Origin of the sequence: Aeromonas sp. R2-2, assembly GCF_040908355.1 — a bacterium.
In the GTDB taxonomy this organism is placed as follows: Bacteria; Pseudomonadota; Gammaproteobacteria; order Enterobacterales; family Aeromonadaceae; genus Aeromonas; species Aeromonas veronii.
This window is the reverse complement of sequence record NZ_JBFODQ010000057.1, coordinates 18862-34565: the sequence shown is the minus strand read 5'-3', so window position 1 is coordinate 34565 and position 15704 is coordinate 18862. Positions and strand designations below refer to the sequence as shown.

Annotated in this window: 16 protein-coding genes; all 16 read left to right on the top strand. The window is 55.5% G+C overall.

The window, feature by feature from the left end:
* Window positions 1-53 precede the first annotated feature (53 nt).
* Complete coding sequence (flhA, locus tag AB5Z09_RS10295; RefSeq protein ID WP_005353675.1) at window positions 54-2156, top strand: flagellar biosynthesis protein FlhA; 2103 nt, start codon at window positions 54-56, stop codon at window positions 2154-2156.
* A gap of 16 nt (window positions 2157-2172) precedes the next feature.
* Window positions 2173-3597 carry a flagellar biosynthesis protein FlhF gene (flhF, locus tag AB5Z09_RS10290; RefSeq protein ID WP_064339694.1) on the top strand — a complete coding sequence of 475 codons (1425 nt, stop codon included), beginning with the start codon at window positions 2173-2175 and terminating at the stop codon, window positions 3595-3597.
* A 1-nt stretch (window position 3598) separates the two neighbouring features.
* Complete coding sequence (locus AB5Z09_RS10285) at window positions 3599-4474, top strand: MinD/ParA family protein (protein WP_013723550.1); 876 nt, start codon at window positions 3599-3601, stop codon at window positions 4472-4474.
* Window positions 4467-5186, top strand: a complete 720-nt coding sequence (locus AB5Z09_RS10280; RefSeq protein WP_019444723.1) for an RNA polymerase sigma factor FliA — start codon at window positions 4467-4469, stop codon at window positions 5184-5186. The genes AB5Z09_RS10285 and AB5Z09_RS10280 overlap by 8 nt, the downstream gene beginning before the upstream one ends.
* 111 nt (window positions 5187-5297) lie before the next feature.
* Complete coding sequence (cheY, locus tag AB5Z09_RS10275; RefSeq protein WP_013723552.1) at window positions 5298-5681, top strand: chemotaxis response regulator CheY; 384 nt, start codon at window positions 5298-5300, stop codon at window positions 5679-5681.
* Between the two features lie 12 nt (window positions 5682-5693).
* Window positions 5694-6434, top strand: coding sequence for a protein phosphatase CheZ (locus AB5Z09_RS10270; protein WP_005334707.1), 741 nt, complete (start codon window positions 5694-5696; stop codon window positions 6432-6434).
* 11 nt (window positions 6435-6445) lie between these two features.
* The gene (locus AB5Z09_RS10265) at window positions 6446-8629 is read left to right on the top strand and encodes a chemotaxis protein CheA (protein WP_368195238.1); all 2184 of its coding nucleotides are present in this window, start codon (window positions 6446-6448) and stop codon (window positions 8627-8629) included.
* A 32-nt stretch (window positions 8630-8661) separates the two neighbouring features.
* Window positions 8662-9777, top strand: coding sequence for a chemotaxis response regulator protein-glutamate methylesterase (locus AB5Z09_RS10260; RefSeq protein ID WP_100645386.1), 1116 nt, complete (start codon window positions 8662-8664; stop codon window positions 9775-9777).
* A 2-nt stretch (window positions 9778-9779) separates the two neighbouring features.
* Window positions 9780-10517 carry a flagellar motor protein gene (locus tag AB5Z09_RS10255; RefSeq protein WP_368195236.1) on the top strand — a complete coding sequence of 246 codons (738 nt, stop codon included), beginning with the start codon at window positions 9780-9782 and terminating at the stop codon, window positions 10515-10517.
* Window positions 10518-10519: 2 nt separating this feature from the next.
* A complete protein-coding gene (locus tag AB5Z09_RS10250) occupies window positions 10520-11440 on the top strand; it encodes a flagellar motor protein MotB (RefSeq protein ID WP_368195234.1) in 921 nt (306 codons plus the stop codon).
* Between the two features lie 4 nt (window positions 11441-11444).
* Window positions 11445-12239, top strand: coding sequence for a ParA family protein (locus AB5Z09_RS10245; RefSeq protein WP_100645387.1), 795 nt, complete (start codon window positions 11445-11447; stop codon window positions 12237-12239).
* Window positions 12236-13108 (top strand): chemotaxis protein CheW, encoded by an 873-nt coding sequence (locus AB5Z09_RS10240; protein ID WP_088868756.1) that lies wholly within the window; start codon window positions 12236-12238, stop codon window positions 13106-13108. Before AB5Z09_RS10245 ends, AB5Z09_RS10240 begins: the two co-directional genes overlap by 4 nt.
* A 69-nt stretch (window positions 13109-13177) precedes the next feature.
* Window positions 13178-13666, top strand: a complete 489-nt coding sequence (locus AB5Z09_RS10235) for a chemotaxis protein CheW (protein ID WP_005298836.1) — start codon at window positions 13178-13180, stop codon at window positions 13664-13666.
* Between the two features lie 28 nt (window positions 13667-13694).
* Complete coding sequence (locus tag AB5Z09_RS10230; RefSeq protein WP_005334692.1) at window positions 13695-14072, top strand: DUF2802 domain-containing protein; 378 nt, start codon at window positions 13695-13697, stop codon at window positions 14070-14072.
* Between the two features lie 198 nt (window positions 14073-14270).
* Window positions 14271-14915 (top strand): cytochrome c biogenesis heme-transporting ATPase CcmA, encoded by a 645-nt coding sequence (gene ccmA / locus AB5Z09_RS10225; RefSeq protein WP_111900486.1) that lies wholly within the window; start codon window positions 14271-14273, stop codon window positions 14913-14915.
* A gap of 4 nt (window positions 14916-14919) precedes the next feature.
* Window positions 14920-15588 (top strand): heme exporter protein CcmB, encoded by a 669-nt coding sequence (ccmB, locus tag AB5Z09_RS10220; protein WP_368195232.1) that lies wholly within the window; start codon window positions 14920-14922, stop codon window positions 15586-15588.
* Window positions 15589-15704 lie beyond the last annotated feature (116 nt).

The window sequence follows — 15704 nt, the reverse complement described above, 5'->3', positions numbered from 1 at the left end:
TGGCCTGATGTTTGCTTTAATCTGGCACCAGCAGGTTGAAATTGAGAAGCGCGATGGAATTCAAGGCAGTATTGGGCCAGTTCAAAGAGTACCGGGGAGTTTTGGGCAAAGGCCTTGGCACCCCTCTGCTGGTATTGGCCGCGCTCGGCATGGTAGTGTTACCCATCCCGCCGCTGATGCTGGATGTGCTCTTCTCCTTTAACATTGCCCTCTCCATCGTGGTGCTGCTGGTATCCGTCTATACTCGCCGCCCCCTCGAATTTGCTGCCTTCCCGACCGTACTGCTGCTCGCTACCTTGCTGCGGTTGGCGTTGAACGTCGCCTCGACCCGGGTGGTGTTGCTGGAAGGTCATAATGGCAGTGCGGCGGCCGGCCATGTGATCGAGGCGTTCGGTAACGTGGTGATCGGCGGCAACTATGCGGTCGGCATCATCGTTTTCACCATCCTGATGATCATCAACTTTGTGGTAATTACCAAGGGTGCCGGGCGGATCGCGGAAGTAAGTGCCCGTTTTACCCTTGATGCGATGCCGGGCAAACAGATGGCCATCGATGCCGATTTGAACGCCGGTCTCATCAATCAGGAAGAGGCGAAGAAGCGTCGTCAGGATGTAACCCAGGAAGCTGACTTCTACGGCTCCATGGATGGTGCCTCCAAGTTTGTCAAAGGGGATGCCATTGCGGGCATCATGATCCTCTTTATCAACATCATCGGCGGCTTCATCATCGGGATGATGCAGCACCAGCTGACCTTCAGCGAATCGGCCGAGATCTATACCCTGTTGGCCATCGGTGACGGTCTGGTGGCGCAGATCCCCTCCCTGCTGCTCTCCATCGCTGCCGCCATCATAGTGACCCGTCAGAATACCGATCAGGACATGGGTACCGCAGTACTAGGCCAGCTGTTTGACAATCCCAAAGCCCTGATCATCTCGGCCGGGATTCTGCTGATGATGGGGCTGGTGCCGGGGATGCCGCATTTCGCCTTCCTGAGTCTGGGGGCTCTTGCCGCCGCTGGCGCCTGGTGGTTGCTGCGCCGCGAGAAACTGGCGGCCGCCAAAGCAGCCAAGGGCGAGCTGCTGCCTGCCACTGCCGAACAACCTCATGAGCAGAAAGAGCTGAGCTGGGATGATGTGATGCCGGTGGACATCATCGGGCTTGAAGTGGGTTATCAGCTGATCCCGCTGGTGGATCGCAATCAGGGTGGCGAACTGCTCAACCGGATCAAAGGGGTGCGCAAGAAACTCTCGCAAGAGCTGGGCTTTCTGGTCCCGGCCGTCCACATTCGCGACAACCTGGATCTGGCGCCAAACCAATACCGCATCACCTTGATGGGGGTCAGTACCGGCGAGGCCAATGTCTACCATGATAAGGAGATGGCCATCAATCCGGGGCAGGTGTTCGGCCAGATCCAGGGGATAGCCACCCGGGATCCCGCCTTCGGACTGGAAGCGGTCTGGGTTGCCAAGGAGATGGTCTCTCAGGCACAGACACTGGGGTATACGGTGGTGGATACCGCGACCGTGGTGGCTACCCATCTGAGCCAGATCCTGACCAACCATGCGGCTTTGCTGCTGGGTCATGACGAGGTACAACAGCTGCTCGACATGATTGGCAAACATCAGAGCAAGCTGGTCGAAGGGCTGGTGCCGGAAGTGATCAGCATGGGTAACCTTGTGAAGGTATTGCAGAATTTGCTCAATGAAGGCGTGCCAATCCGCGATATGCGCACTATCCTGCAGACCCTGGTTGAATACGCACCGCGCAGTCCGGATCCGGAAGTGCTCACGGCCGCTTGCCGGATTGCCCTGCGTCGCCTGATTGTGCAGGAGATTGCAGGCCCCGATCCCGAGCTGCCGGTGATTACCTTGGCGCCGGAATTGGAACGTATATTGCATCAATCCCTGCAGGCTGGTGGCGGTGATGGTGCCGGTATTGAACCGGGTCTGGCAGAGCGGATGCAGCGTTCACTGGTGGAAGCCACTCAACGACAAGAATTGGAAGGCCAACCGGCCGTGCTTCTGACATCGGGGATCTTGCGCAATACCCTGGCGAAATTTGTCAAGAATGCCATTCCTGGATTGCGCGTTCTGTCTTATCAGGAAGTGCCCGACGACAAGCAGATCCGCATCGTCAGTGCGGTAGGGCAGAACTAGTTAGCGGAGACGACGGGTGAAGATTAAGCGGTTTTTTGCCAAGGATATGCGAACGGCTCTGGCCGAGGTCAAGGAGACTCTCGGGCCGGATGCCGTCATCATGTCCAACAAGAAGGTCACCGGAGGGGTAGAGATAGTCGCCGCAGTCGATTATCAATCCCAGGTCCCGGGGCCCAAAGATGCGCCGGTTCGTCGTCAGCTGAACGATGAGAGCGTCAATATTTCGTCTGCTGCACGGCAGATGATCCGCCCCGAGCCGTCGCCGGCGAAGGAGCAGAACGAACATTATGCCGATACCCTGGCCGCCTTGCTGGCGCGCCAGCAGAAGCTCAAGCCGGGCAATGGGGCGACACTGGGTAATACCCAATCGGCCGGTCTGGCCGCTGCCAATGCTGCGCCCAGAACATTGGCCGAGCAGGGGCAGTGGGGCGCCGCTCCGGAACCTGCCAAACCCAAGGCTCGGGTTGCGTCCGGCCAGCGCCCCCCTCAACCTGCCCAGCGGGATCAGGAGATGGAGGGGATGCGCAAGGAGATGGCCAGCATCCGTAAATTGCTGGAGCACCAGATCTCCGGGCTGATGTGGCAAGAGGTGGAGCGCCGCGAACCGATGCGGGCCCTGCTGATCAAGGAGCTCAAGAAGCTCGGCTTTGACGATGCGTTTGCCGATCAACTTGCGGGACTGATCCCCGAAGATATGTCCATCCATCAGGCGATGGCCCAGTTGGCCGAGGTGCTGACGGCCCAGCTCAAGATCAGTGAGGACGAGATCATGCGTCAGGGCGGCGCGGTGGCGCTGCTTGGTCCGACCGGGGTGGGCAAAACCACCACCATCGCCAAGCTGGCGGCCCGTTTCGCCATGAAGTATGGCGCCGAGCAGGTGGCGCTGATCACCACCGACAACTACCGGATTGGTGCCCATGAACAGCTGCAGACCTATGGCCGCATCATGGGGTGTCCGGTGCGGCAGGTACGTGATGCCGAAGAGTTGGCCAATGCTCTTTATCAGTTCCGCCATCGTCGGCTGGTACTGATCGATACGGCCGGGGTGGGTCAGCGGGATATCCGCCTGACCGAGCAGCTCGATACCCTGGTCAAGAATGCCAAGGTGCGGATCCGCAGTTATCTGGTGATGTCGGCAACTTCCCAGCGTCGGGTGATGCAGGAGGCGGTTGACCATTTCCGGCGTATTCCATTAAGCGGCTGCATACTTACCAAATTGGATGAAAGTCTGAATCTGGGCGAAGTGATTAACGTGTGTATCCAGAATTCATTACCCATCAGCTATATCACTGACGGACAAAGGGTTCCGGAAGATATTCAGGTTGCCAATGCGGCGCAGCTCGTCGGGGCTGCCATGGGCTCGCTGGAGCGAGAAACAGAGGAGCCCTATTTCTGGGGCGCAGGCTTTGGCGAGGCCGAAGATTCGGAGTTTTATGAGTAACATGTATATGGATCAGGCGAGTGGTCTGCGCAAAATGCGTCAAAACAATCGAGTAAAAGTAATCGCCGTTTCCGGTGGTAAAGGTGGCGTGGGCAAGACCAACGTGACCCTGAACGTGGCCGGAGCCATGGCCGCCCAAGGCAAGCGGGTGATGGTGCTGGATGCCGACCTGGGTCTGGCCAACGTCGACGTCATGCTGGGGCTGCGGGTTCATCGCAACCTCTCTCACGTGCTGGCGGGTGAGTGCACCATCGACGATATCATCGTCGAAGGCCCCTACGGCATGATGATCGTGCCTGCGACCTCGGGCACCCAGTCCATGGTCGAGCTTTCTCCGGTGCAGCATGCCGAGCTTATCCGTGCCTTCAGCGAGATGAAGACCCAGGTCGACATCCTGCTGGTGGATACGGCTGCGGGGATCTCCGACATGGTGCTGAGCTTCACCCGAGCAGCTCAGGACATCATGGTGGTGGTCTGTGATGAGCCGACCTCCATCACCGATGCCTACGCCCTCATCAAGATCCTCTCCAAGGATCACGGCGTGTTTCGTTTCAAGGTGGTGGCCAATATGGTGCGCAGTCTGCGCGAAGGGCAGGAGCTCTTTGCCAAACTGACCCGGGTCACGGATCGTTTCCTCGACACCTCCCTGGAGCTGGTCGCCTGTGTACCCTATGACACCAATCTGCGTGCCGCCGTGCGCAAGCAGAAGCTGATTGTCGAGGCGTTTCCCAAGTCACCGGCCGCACTGGCGTTCCGGGCCCTTGCCAACAAGGCGGCGAGCTGGCCGGTTCCCAACCAGCCGGGCGGCCATCTGGAGTTTTTCCTGGAAAATTTGTTGCAGAAACCGGCCACAACACAGGAAGGTTCCCGTGAATAAAGCCCAAGCGTACTTGCGTCATCAGGATTCCTATGTGCTGGTGGAGCGTCATGCTCCCCTGGTCAAGCGAATTGCCCAGCATTTGTTGGCTCGCCTGCCCAGCAGTGTCTTGCTGGATGACCTGATCCAGGCAGGTATGATTGGGCTGCTTGAAGCCTCCCGCAATTTTGACGGTAGCAAGGGGGCCAGCTTCGAGACGTATGCCGGGATCCGCATCCGAGGCGCCATGCTGGATGAGATCCGGCGTGGTGACTGGGTACCCCGCTCTGTGCATCGCAACAGTCGGGCTATTGCAGAAGCGATCGAGAATGTCGAGCAGACGCACGGGCGTGACGCGCGAGATACCGAGGTCGCTGCCGAGATGGGGGTCTCCATCGCTGATTACCATGCGATGCTGCAAGATGTCTCCTGCGGCAAAATTATCGGCATCGAAGATTTGGGTGTCAGCGAGGATGTGATCGGTAACCCCGATGATGCTCCTTCAGGCTCGGGATTCGATGAATTGGCTGCCGAGCGATTTCAGATTCAATTATCCGAGCAAATTGGTCGTCTACCAGAGAGGGAAGCTTTGGTTCTCTCTCTTTACTACGATGAAGAGCTGAATTTGCGTGAAATTGGCGAAGTTTTGAATGTCAGCGAGTCGCGTGTGAGCCAGATCCACAGTCAGGCAATGCACAGATTGCGTGCTCGTTTGAGAGATTGGCATCTATAAGTGTTTGTACTGGCTACACTGAGATGAAACTCTAAGGCATAATCCGCACGACACAACCCGTTTTTAGCATCATGTAAGTGAGCCACTCTGGTGGCTATTTAGGAGGGAATTTTGGACAAGAACATGAAAATCCTCATTGTTGACGATTTTTCAACGATGCGCCGGATTATCAAGAACTTGCTGCGCGACTTGGGATTCAACAATACCCATGAGGCGGATGACGGCAATACAGCGCTGCCGATGCTGAAAAATGGTGATTTTCAGTTTGTAGTTACCGACTGGAACATGCCTGGCATGCAAGGTATTGACCTGCTTAAAGCCATCCGTGTCGATGAGAAGCTCAAGCATCTGCCGGTACTGATGGTAACCGCTGAAGCAAAGCGTGAGCAGATCATTGAAGCCGCCCAAGCTGGTGTTAACGGTTACATCGTCAAGCCCTTCACAGCAGCAACGCTCAAAGAAAAACTCGATAAAATCTTCGAACGAATTGGCTAAGGAGCTGCTGGGATGATGGCCAAAACGAGAGCAATGATTTCGCTCGACCAGGCAAGGATGCTTGTTGCTCATCTGGAGCAAGGCAAATTTGAGCTGGCCGATGAACTGCTTGCCGAAGTATGTGCCCCCAACGCAGCCGATCTGTTTGAAAAAGTAGGTCAGCTGACCCGACAACTGCATGATTCACTTCAAGAATTTCGCCTCGATCCCCGTATTCCTGATTTGGCTACTCATGACATTCCAGATGCTCGGGAACGTTTGAGCTACGTTATCGATATGACCGACAAAGCGGCCAATCGCACAATGGATGCGGTGGAAGCCAGTTTGCCGATAGCGGATCGCCTGAATGACAATATCCAGCTGGTGATGCCGAACTGGAATGCCCTCATGTCTCGTGACATGAGCGTGGGACAGTTCAAATCCTTATGTCACCAACTTGATGATTTTATTAAGGCTTCAGAGTCTGATGCCGATAAATTACGGCAACTGCTGACAGAAATCCTGATGGCACAAGATTTTCAGGATTTGACAGGTCAGATGATCCGGAAGGTCATCAAGCTTGTTCAGGAAGTTGAAACAAAATTAATAGAAATGCTGACCATGTTTGGTGAGGCTTCTGCTGAGCATTCAACTCGTAGTATTCCTGTCAACGGGATTGAAGCAGAGGGCCCTATCATGAACCCTGAGGCTCGTGCCGATGTGGTCAATGGTCAGGATGATGTGGACGATCTGCTGTCTAGCTTGGGATTCTAATGGAGTGACGCATGGCCTTCGAAGTTGATGAAGACATACTGCAAGACTTTCTGGTCGAAGCATCCGAAATATTGGAACAGTTGTCTGAACAACTGGTCGACTTGGAAAAGCGGCCCGATGACAAGAACCTGTTGAATGCCATCTTTCGCGGTTTCCATACCGTGAAAGGGGGAGCAGGTTTTCTGTCGCTCGGTGAACTGGTTGATGTATGCCACGGTGCGGAAAACGTGTTCGATATCTTGCGTAATGGCAAGCGAACCGTTACTGCGGAGCTGATGGATGTGATCCTGCAAGCGCTGGATGCCATCAATGTCATGTTCGCCCAGGTTCAAAATCGCGAAGCACCCAGCCCTGCGTCAGATGATTTGCTTCATGACCTCCATGAGTTGTGCAAGCCAGAAGGGGAAGAGCAACTGCGCACTGCTACCAGTGCGGCTGCGGCTGTAGAATCTGAACCTGCAGCACCGGTAGTTGTTGAAGAAGTTGCTCCAGAAATTGTTGACCCCGCAGCCATCAGCAGCGAGCCTGCTCCTGTCAATGGTGGCGGCTCGATCGATGAAATTTCTGCAGACGAATTTGAACGTCTATTGGACGAGCTCCACGGTGTGGGGGGGGCTCCGACCAAGACGGCTGCAGCACCCCCGATAACGAGTGGGTCTGGCGATATCACCGATGATGAGTTTGAGGCCTTGTTAGACCAGCTCCATGGCCAGGGACAGCACATGGGGGCGCCAGAGGTGAATCCTCTGAAGTCGGTGCAAAAAGAGGTGGACGAGCTTATCGATGATGATGAGTTTGAGCGTCTGCTTGATGAATTGCATGGCCGTGGCCAAGGGCCTCAGAGTACTATGGCACCTGCCGCACCTGCCGCACCTGCCGCACCTGCCGCGGTGACTCCGCCCAAACCTGCCACTCCTGTAGCCAAACCAGCACCGGCTGCCCCCGCAAAACCTGCCGAAGCAGCCAAGGCACCAGCGCCTGCCGCCAAGGCTGCGCCTGCGCCAGCAGAAAATAGTGCCGTGCAAAGCGATACGACGGTGCGGGTGGATACCAAGACTCTCGATGTCATCATGAACATGGTAGGTGAGTTGGTACTAGTCCGTAACCGGTTGGTGAGCCTGGGTATTGCCAGCAATGATGAAGAGATGTCAAAGGCGGTTGCCAATCTGGATGTGGTAACGGCTGACCTGCAAGGGGCGGTGATGAAAACCCGCATGCAGCCAATCAAGAAGGTGTTTGGTCGTTTCCCGCGCGTTGTGCGTGATCTGGCCCGAACCCTTAAGAAAGAGATTGAGCTGGTGATGGTGGGCGAAGAGACAGATCTGGATAAAAACCTGGTGGAGGCGCTCGCCGATCCTCTGGTTCACCTCGTTCGCAACTCATGCGATCACGGGGTCGAAATGCCTGATGTTCGTGAGAAAGCGGGCAAACCGCGGCAAGGGACGATCACCCTTAGCGCCTCCCAGCAAGGCGATCATATCCTGCTTTGCATCGAGGATGATGGGGCTGGGATGGATCCGGAGAAACTCAAGTCCATCGCAATTAGTCGCGGTGTTCTGGATGCAGATACTGCCGCTCGCATGAGCGACAACGATGCCTATAACCTGATCTTTGCCCCAGGCTTTTCAACCAAGGCCGAGATCTCCGATATATCTGGCCGTGGTGTCGGAATGGACGTGGTTAAAACCAGCATTGTCAGCCTCAATGGGTCAGTGCACATCGATTCCACTTGGGGGAAAGGTACCCGTCTCGAAATCAAGGTTCCGTTGACGCTAGCCATTCTGCCGACTCTGATGGTGGAAGTGGGTGAGCAGACCTTCGCGCTTCCCCTTGGCTGTGTGAACGAGATTTTCCATCTGGATCTGAAAAAGGCCAACATGGTTGATGGCCAGCTCACCATCATTGTGCGCGAGAAGGCGATACCGCTCTTCTATCTGCACAAGTGGTTGATTCGTGGCGCCAATAAACGTTCACGCCAGGATACCGGACATGTGGTGATCGTGCAGATTGGCACTCAGCAAATCGGGTTTGTGGTAGACAGCCTGATTGGTCAGGAAGAGGTGGTGATCAAGCCACTCGATAACCTGCTGCAAGGTACGCCGGGTATGGCTGGGGCGACGATTACCAGTGATGGCGGAATTGCTCTTATTTTGGATGTGCCGAGTCTGCTCAAAGCATATGCGCGTAGACATTAATAGCTCAGGCCCAAGGAGTTAGAAAAACAACAATGGCAGTCAAGGTATTAGTTGTCGACGATTCGAGCTTCTTTCGCCGTCGGGTGAGCGAGATCATCAATCAGGATCCCATGCTGACGGTGATTGATACGGCCCAGAATGGACGTGAGGCGGTGGACAAGGCGATGTCGCTGCGCCCTGATGTGATCACCATGGACATCGAGATGCCCGTGATGGATGGCATAAGTGCGGTGCGGGAGATCATGGCCAAGTGCCCAACCCCCATTCTGATGTTCTCCTCCCTGACCCATGAAGGAGCCAAGGCTACGCTGGATGCGCTGGACGCCGGAGCCCTTGACTTCTTGCCCAAGAAGTTTGAGGACATTGCCAGAGACAAAGATGAAGCGGTCAGACTGTTGCAACAGCGGGTAAAGGAGATCTCCCGCAAGCGCTTCCTGATGACATCAGCTGCTCGCCCCAAAGCACCTGAACCGGTTGCTCGTGCTCCGCTGGGTAGCACTGCGCTCAGAACTTCAGATCGTCAGCCTGACCTGCAACGTACTGTGCCAAGTGCCTCATTCAAGCGCAGTGGCAAGAGTTATCAGTTGGTGGCGATCGGGACTTCTACCGGCGGACCTGTTGCTTTGCAAAATGTGCTGACCAAGTTGCCGGGGGATTTTCCCCATCCCATTCTGCTTATACAGCATATGCCAGCCACTTTTACCGCCGCGTTTGCTGCCCGTCTCAACGGGTTATGTCAGATTGGCGTCAAGGAAGCGGAAGATGGCGATGTGCTTAAACCAGGACATGCCTACCTTGCTCCCGGTGGCAAACAGATGCTGCTGGAAGGTCGTGGTGCAGGAGCCCGCATTCGCATTGTTGATGGCAACGACAAGGTAAATTACAAGCCTTGTGTGGACATCACCTTTGCCTCTGCGGCCAAGACCTATGCCGACAAGGTATTGGCGATTGTGCTGACCGGTATGGGCGCAGATGGCCGTGATGGCGCCAGACTGCTGAAAGAGCAGGGATCAACCATCTGGGCTCAGGATGAGGCTTCCTGCGTGGTATATGGTATGCCCCAAGCAGTAGCCAAAGCGGGGATTGCCAGCGAATCACTCCCTCTGGACAAGGTGGCCCAGCGTATTCTGGTTGAGTTGGGGCGCTAATCATGGGCTTGCTCGGTCTGCTCCTGGCATTGGGGGCTATCGCCATTGCCCAAATGTGGCATGGCGGCTCCCTGTTGACGCTGGTGGACGGCCCCGCTTTTTTGATCGTGCTGGGTGGTACCGTCGGCGCCGTCACGTTGCAGACTCCAGCCAAGTACATCCTGCTGGCGTTGCGCCAGCTGTTATGGATTTTTACCCCTCCCCGCCAAGATCTCGCGACCCAGGCCGAACGGTTGCAGTCATGGGCCGTCTTTGCGCGCCAGCAAGGGCTGCTGGCCCTTGAAAATCAGGCCGAGCAGGAGGAAGACAACTTTACTCGCCAAGGGCTTGGCATGATTGTCGATGGGGTCTCCACGGAGGATATTCGCATGTTGCTCGAAGCCGATATCGATATCGAGCAGGAGCGCAATGAACATGCCGCCAGGGTATTTGAAGCCATGGGGGGGTACAGTCCGACCATCGGGATCATCGGTGCCGTGCTGGGCCTGATCCAGGCCATGTTTCATCTCGAAGACCCGTCAACGCTGGGGGCGGGTATCGCAGTGGCATTTGTAGCGACCATCTATGGAGTGGGGTTTGCCAATCTCATCTACCTGCCTATCGCCAATCGGCTACGCGCATTTCACTACCACTATGCACTCTTTCAGGAGATGACCCTGGAAGGGCTGCTGGCTATCGCTCATGGTGAAAACGGCTTGCAGGTTGAACGCCGGCTCAGGGCCTATTTGAAAGGAGAGTAGCCATGCGCAAGCGCTATCGGTTGCACTTGCAGGGTCGCGAGCATCTTGACCGCTGGCTGGTCTCCTATGCCGATTATATGACGCTGATCTTTGCCTTGTTCGTGGTGCTCTACTCTGTTGCGCTGGTGAACAAGGACAAGTATCGCGCGGTGATTGATGGTATGAGCCAGGCGTTCAGTGTCATGCAGTCTGGCGGCAATGGCTTGCTTGAAGGGCAGGTTAATTCCCTGCTGGATAACCCGGTATCTGCCTCTCCATCGTTGCTGGAAAGCCCTGCATCCCCCTCTCCTTCACTTGCTCCCATTTCTGGAGTGCCAGTACTGCAAGATGGCACGACACTTGCGAAACTTGATATGCAGTTGCAACAGAGCATGGGGTCGCTGGTGGATGCCGGTATCGTCAAAGTGACGCAAGATGAGAACTGGCTGACGGTTGAACTCAGTTCCGGGTTGTTGTTTGGCAGCGGCAGTGCCTTTTTGGGACCAAACGCTGCACCGGTCATTAATACTCTTTCAAGTATTCTCAAACCGGTCGATAACTATGTAAGGGTTCGGGGTTATACCGATAACCAACAGATAAATAATGAAATTTATCGTTCTAACTGGGCGCTTTCTGCTGCTCGGGCCGAGGCGGTACTCAATGGCTTGATTGCCGATGGGATCGCCCCTCAGCGTCTGGCGTTCGAGGCATATGGCGAGTTTTCCCCCTTTGCTGACAACGGCAGCGAGCAGGGCAGACTGCAGAATCGCAAGGTTGTGGTCGCTATCTCCAAGTTTGCCTGGGTGCCGCCAGCACCTGTGGTTGCAACGCCTACGGTAGTTGCCGAACCGGTTCCTGCTGTACAACAGGCGGTGGATGCAGGAGATATAAAGGTGATCGCCTTGCCCGGTGGTGGCATACGCATAACAACAAGGCAGGATTGATACAGTGATTGTTTGGACGGTTGCCAACCAGAAAGGTGGTGTGGGTAAAACCACCACAGTGGTCTCGCTTGCGGGGATCTTGGCCCAGCGTGGCCAGCGGGTACTGTTGATTGATACCGACCCCCATGCTTCACTGACTGCATATCTTGATTTTGATTCAGATCGCCTGGATGGAACCCTCTATGAGTTGTTTCAAGCTGTCAAACCGACAGCTGAGCTTGTCAATAAACTGACGCTCAAGACCAAGTTCGAAAATATCAACTTACTGCCAGCATCTATTACCTTGGCGACCCTTGATCGGGTGATGGGCAATCGTGAGGGGATGGGACTGGTACTGAAGCGGGCACTGCTGCGCATTCAGGATCAATATGATTACGTGCTGATCGATTGCCCGCCAGTGCTGGGGGTGATGATGGTCAACGCGTTGGCTGCCTGCGATCGCATTCTGGTGCCTGTCCAGACCGAATTTCTGGCCCTCAAGGGGTTGGAGCGGATGATGAAAACATTCGAGATCATGCAGCGTTCCAAGCGGGACAAGTTCCGTTATACCGTGATCCCGACCATGTTCGACAAGCGCACCCGTGCCTCTCTGATGACCTTGAAGTCGATCAAGGATCAATATGGAGATTCAGTTTGGAATGCGGTGATCCCTATTGATACCAAGTTTCGGGATGCCAGCTTGCTGCATATCCCCCCGTCTATCTATTCTCCCGGGAGTCGTGGAACCTATGCATATGAAACGTTGCTCAACCATCTTGATGCCCTTGAGCGGCAACGGGTTCATGAGGTGACGCCATGAGAGATACCATTCAAGTTCGGGCGATGGATGACTATTTCCACTCCCTGCTGCTCGATGAGCCACTGGTGCTGGATGAAGTGGAAGAGGTTCAATCTGCCCCTGTTTTACAGTTGCAACGTCAGCCCCAAAGCGTCCCTGAGGTAGTCGCCGCACCTTACCTCGAAAGCGATCCACGGCTTGCCCAACTTGGTGAGCTATTGGCTCAGGTGGGACAAGTCCAGTTTGAGAATGACGCCTTCACCCAGGAGATAACACTCACCGCACCGCTGGAAATTGTGGCGGAGGAGTCACTGTTGCCGGTGGAGCCTGAGTGGCCTGCGGAGGTGCTGCTCCCCGAGGTTGCGGAGCCCCATACTACTATCCTGACCGAGACAGCGCTGGAGGTTGCTCCGGTCGAGGCCAGTGAACCTGTTACCTGGGAAAATATCGATACCGGTAAAGAGTTTCAGGCCCTTTTCTTTGAAGTCGCGGGCGTGACGTTTGCGGTGCCGTTGACCGAGCTGGGTGGTATTCATCAGCTGGGCGAGATCACCTCCCTGTTTGGCCAGCCGGGCTGGTACAAGGGGATCATGACCTCTCGCGAGCAGAAGATGAATGTGGTCGATACTGCCCAGTGGGTCATGCCGGGTCAGCATCTCGAGATGGATGATTACAAGTATCTGATTATGCTTGGTGAATCGCCGTGGGGATTAGCCTGCCACCATCTCAAAGGGACTGAATTGTTACACCGTGACCAAGTGAAATGGCGCCATCAGGAGGGCAAGCGCCCCTGGTTGGCGGGCATGGTCAAAGAAAAAATGTGTGCCCTGTTACACGTCCGCGAACTGCTCCTGTTGCTGGAGCGTGGGGTTAACATAGAAGGTCGCTGATAACTTCTGCAATCGAGCTGTTTTATTGCTAGTTTTAGCAGTAGACGTTTTCATAAAAGGAATAAAAACATGACAGAAAAGCGCAATATTGCACAGAATCTGGCCGAAGATGAAGTGCTGCAATGGGTAACCTTCCAACTGGAAAACGAAACCTACGGCATCAATGTGATGCAGGTTCAGGAGGTGTTGCGCTACACCGAAATTGCACCGGTGCCGGGTGCGCCTGAGTACGTACTGGGGATCATCAACCTGCGTGGCAATGTGGTGACTGTCATCGATACCCGCTCCCGTTTCGGTCTGCCTTCCGGTGATGTGAGTGAAAACTCCCGGATCGTGATCATTGAGGCCGAGAAGCAGGTGATCGGCATCATGGTCGACAGCGTGGCAGAAGTGGTTTATCTGCGCTCTTCCGAAATCGATGCGGCACCTGCGGTCGGTACTGAAGAGAGCGCCAAGTTTATTCAGGGGGTGAGCAATCGTGATGGGCAACTGCTGATCCTGGTTGACTTGAACAAGCTGCTCTCCGATGAAGAGTGGGAAGATATCGGTTCCCTCTGATAAGTAAGGTGATGTTTTGATAATCGAGATGGTTGCCTTGGGGATGTCCCTGATTGCCTTGGCGTTTGCCTCTTATATCTGGTTCAAGAGCAAGCGCAGCAAGCAGGAGTCCGAGGCCAGTGTGGCAACCCTGCAAGGTCAGCTGGAAAGCTTGCGCAAGCAGATGATGGAACTCCATACCGGCGCTATTGGCATGGGGCAGCGTCTGCAGTCGGTGGAAGGGGCGATGCAGCAGGTCAATGAGCGCCAGCAAGAGCTGACCATGCAGGATCCCGAACGCAGGCTCTACAGCCGAGCGGCAAAGATGGTCGAACTGGGCGCCGATCTTGATGAAGTCATGAGTGAGTGCGAGTTGCCAAAGGCAGAGGCTGAGCTCTTGATATCGTTGCGAAAAGGTCGCTCTTGATGATTCAGGAAGGCAATTGCCTTCCTGAATTTTATGGCGTGCAGCCGCTTTTCCCCCAGCTGCGTTGACCAGGCGGTTTCTACCGTATTTTCTTTGTGATCCCGGTCGCCAGTCAGTTCAATTGTTGCATCTTTGAAAAGACGTATTCCAATACTGTGTTAAGATGCAGACCGCTTCATTTTCTCTGAAAAAATCCCCATGCTGCTTCAAGTTAACAATCTGAGCTGCGTGCGCGAAGATCGCACTCTGTTTGAACACCTCACTTTCTCTGTTGCGCCCGGCGATCTGGTGCAAATTGAAGGGCCCAACGGGGTCGGCAAGACCAGCTTGTTGCGGTTGTTGACCGGGCTGTCGCAGCCGTTTGCCGGTGAGGTGTGCTGGAATGGGGAGAATATTCGTCACTGTCGTGATGAGTATCATGCCAATCTGCTCTATCTCGGCCATCAGCCGGGTGTCAAAGCGGCGCTGACCCCTTTTGAAAACCTTAAGTTCTACCAGCAGTTGCATCACCCGCAGCAAACAGAGACTGACTTGTGGCAGATATTGGCCAGGGTAGGGCTGGCCGGATTTGAAGAGAACCCGACCGGGCAACTCTCTGCCGGTCAGCAACGCCGGGTGGCTCTGGCCAGACTCTGGCTGTCACAGAAACCGGCACTCTGGATCCTCGATGAGCCCTTTACTGCCATCGACAAGCAAGGGGTCAAGGTGCTCGAACAGCTCTTTCTGGCCCACGCCGAGCGGGGCGGCATGGTGATCCTCACCACCCATCAGGATCTGACCCTGATGCAGGGACGGCTGAAGACTATCTCGTTGACCCCCTTCGCATCGACATTGCAGGAGTAACGCCATGTTGCGCGCTGTTATGCACCTTATTCACCGTGAACTGCTGATGGCTCTGCGCCAGCGTTCCGATATTCTCAACCCGCTCTGGTTTTTCCTCATCGTCATCACCCTGTTTCCGTTAGGCATTGGCCCTGAGCCCAAACTGCTGTCACGTATTGCCCCGGGGATCATCTGGGTGGCGGCGCTATTGGCGGCCATGCTGTCGCTGGAGCGACTGTTTCGCGACGACTTTGCCGATGGCGCGCTGGAGCAGATGATGCTGATGCCGCACCCGCTGGGCTTGCTGGCGCTGGCGAAAGTGGTCGCTCACTGGCTGCTGACCGGCTTGCCGCTGCTGCTGATCTCTCCCTTGCTGGCGATTTTGCTGTCGCTGGATATGAACACCTATCTGGCTGTCGTCTCGACGCTGGCACTTGGCACTCCGGTATTGAGTCTGCTCGGCGCGGTCGGGGTCGCGTTGACGGTGGGACTGCGCAAAGGCGGGGTGCTGCTCAGTCTGCTGATCCTGCCGCTCTATATTCCGGTACTGATTTTTGCCACCTCAGCCATCGATGCCGCGGGGATGAGCTTGCCCTATGGCGGGCAGCTTGCCATTCTGGCCGCCATGCAGGTGGGGGCTTTGACACTGACGCCGCTGGCTGTGTCGGCGGCGTTGCGGGTCAGCCTCAACTGATGGCCGTGAGCTGAACCGGATTTGGCTCCGAACGGAGTCTTTTTACAAAAAATAATGTTGCGATGGATCAAGGAGAGTGCCGCTTATTGCTTTCGGGGTATTTGATGCTGCCCTGC

Bases quoted from the DNA above. Each gene is read 5' to 3' on its own strand.
- AB5Z09_RS10260 (WP_100645386.1), top strand. From the start codon at position 8,662: ATGGCAGTCAAGGTATTAGTTGTCGACGATTCGAGCTTCTTTCGCCGT.
- ccmB (WP_368195232.1), top strand. From the start codon at position 14,920: ATGTTGCGCGCTGTTATGCACCTTATTCACCGTGAACTGCTGATGGCT.
- AB5Z09_RS10230 (WP_005334692.1), top strand. From the start codon at position 13,695: ATGGTTGCCTTGGGGATGTCCCTGATTGCCTTGGCGTTTGCCTCTTAT.
- AB5Z09_RS10270 (WP_005334707.1), top strand. From the start codon at position 5,694: ATGATGGCCAAAACGAGAGCAATGATTTCGCTCGACCAGGCAAGGATG.
- AB5Z09_RS10285 (WP_013723550.1), top strand. From the start codon at position 3,599: ATGTATATGGATCAGGCGAGTGGTCTGCGCAAAATGCGTCAAAACAAT.
- flhA (WP_005353675.1), top strand. From the start codon at position 54: ATGGAATTCAAGGCAGTATTGGGCCAGTTCAAAGAGTACCGGGGAGTT.
- AB5Z09_RS10255 (WP_368195236.1), top strand. From the start codon at position 9,780: ATGGGCTTGCTCGGTCTGCTCCTGGCATTGGGGGCTATCGCCATTGCC.
- ccmA (WP_111900486.1), top strand. From the start codon at position 14,271: ATGCTGCTTCAAGTTAACAATCTGAGCTGCGTGCGCGAAGATCGCACT.
- AB5Z09_RS10235 (WP_005298836.1), top strand. From the start codon at position 13,178: ATGACAGAAAAGCGCAATATTGCACAGAATCTGGCCGAAGATGAAGTG.
- AB5Z09_RS10250 (WP_368195234.1), top strand. From the start codon at position 10,520: ATGCGCAAGCGCTATCGGTTGCACTTGCAGGGTCGCGAGCATCTTGAC.
- AB5Z09_RS10240 (WP_088868756.1), top strand. From the start codon at position 12,236: ATGAGAGATACCATTCAAGTTCGGGCGATGGATGACTATTTCCACTCC.
- AB5Z09_RS10265 (WP_368195238.1), top strand. From the start codon at position 6,446: ATGGCCTTCGAAGTTGATGAAGACATACTGCAAGACTTTCTGGTCGAA.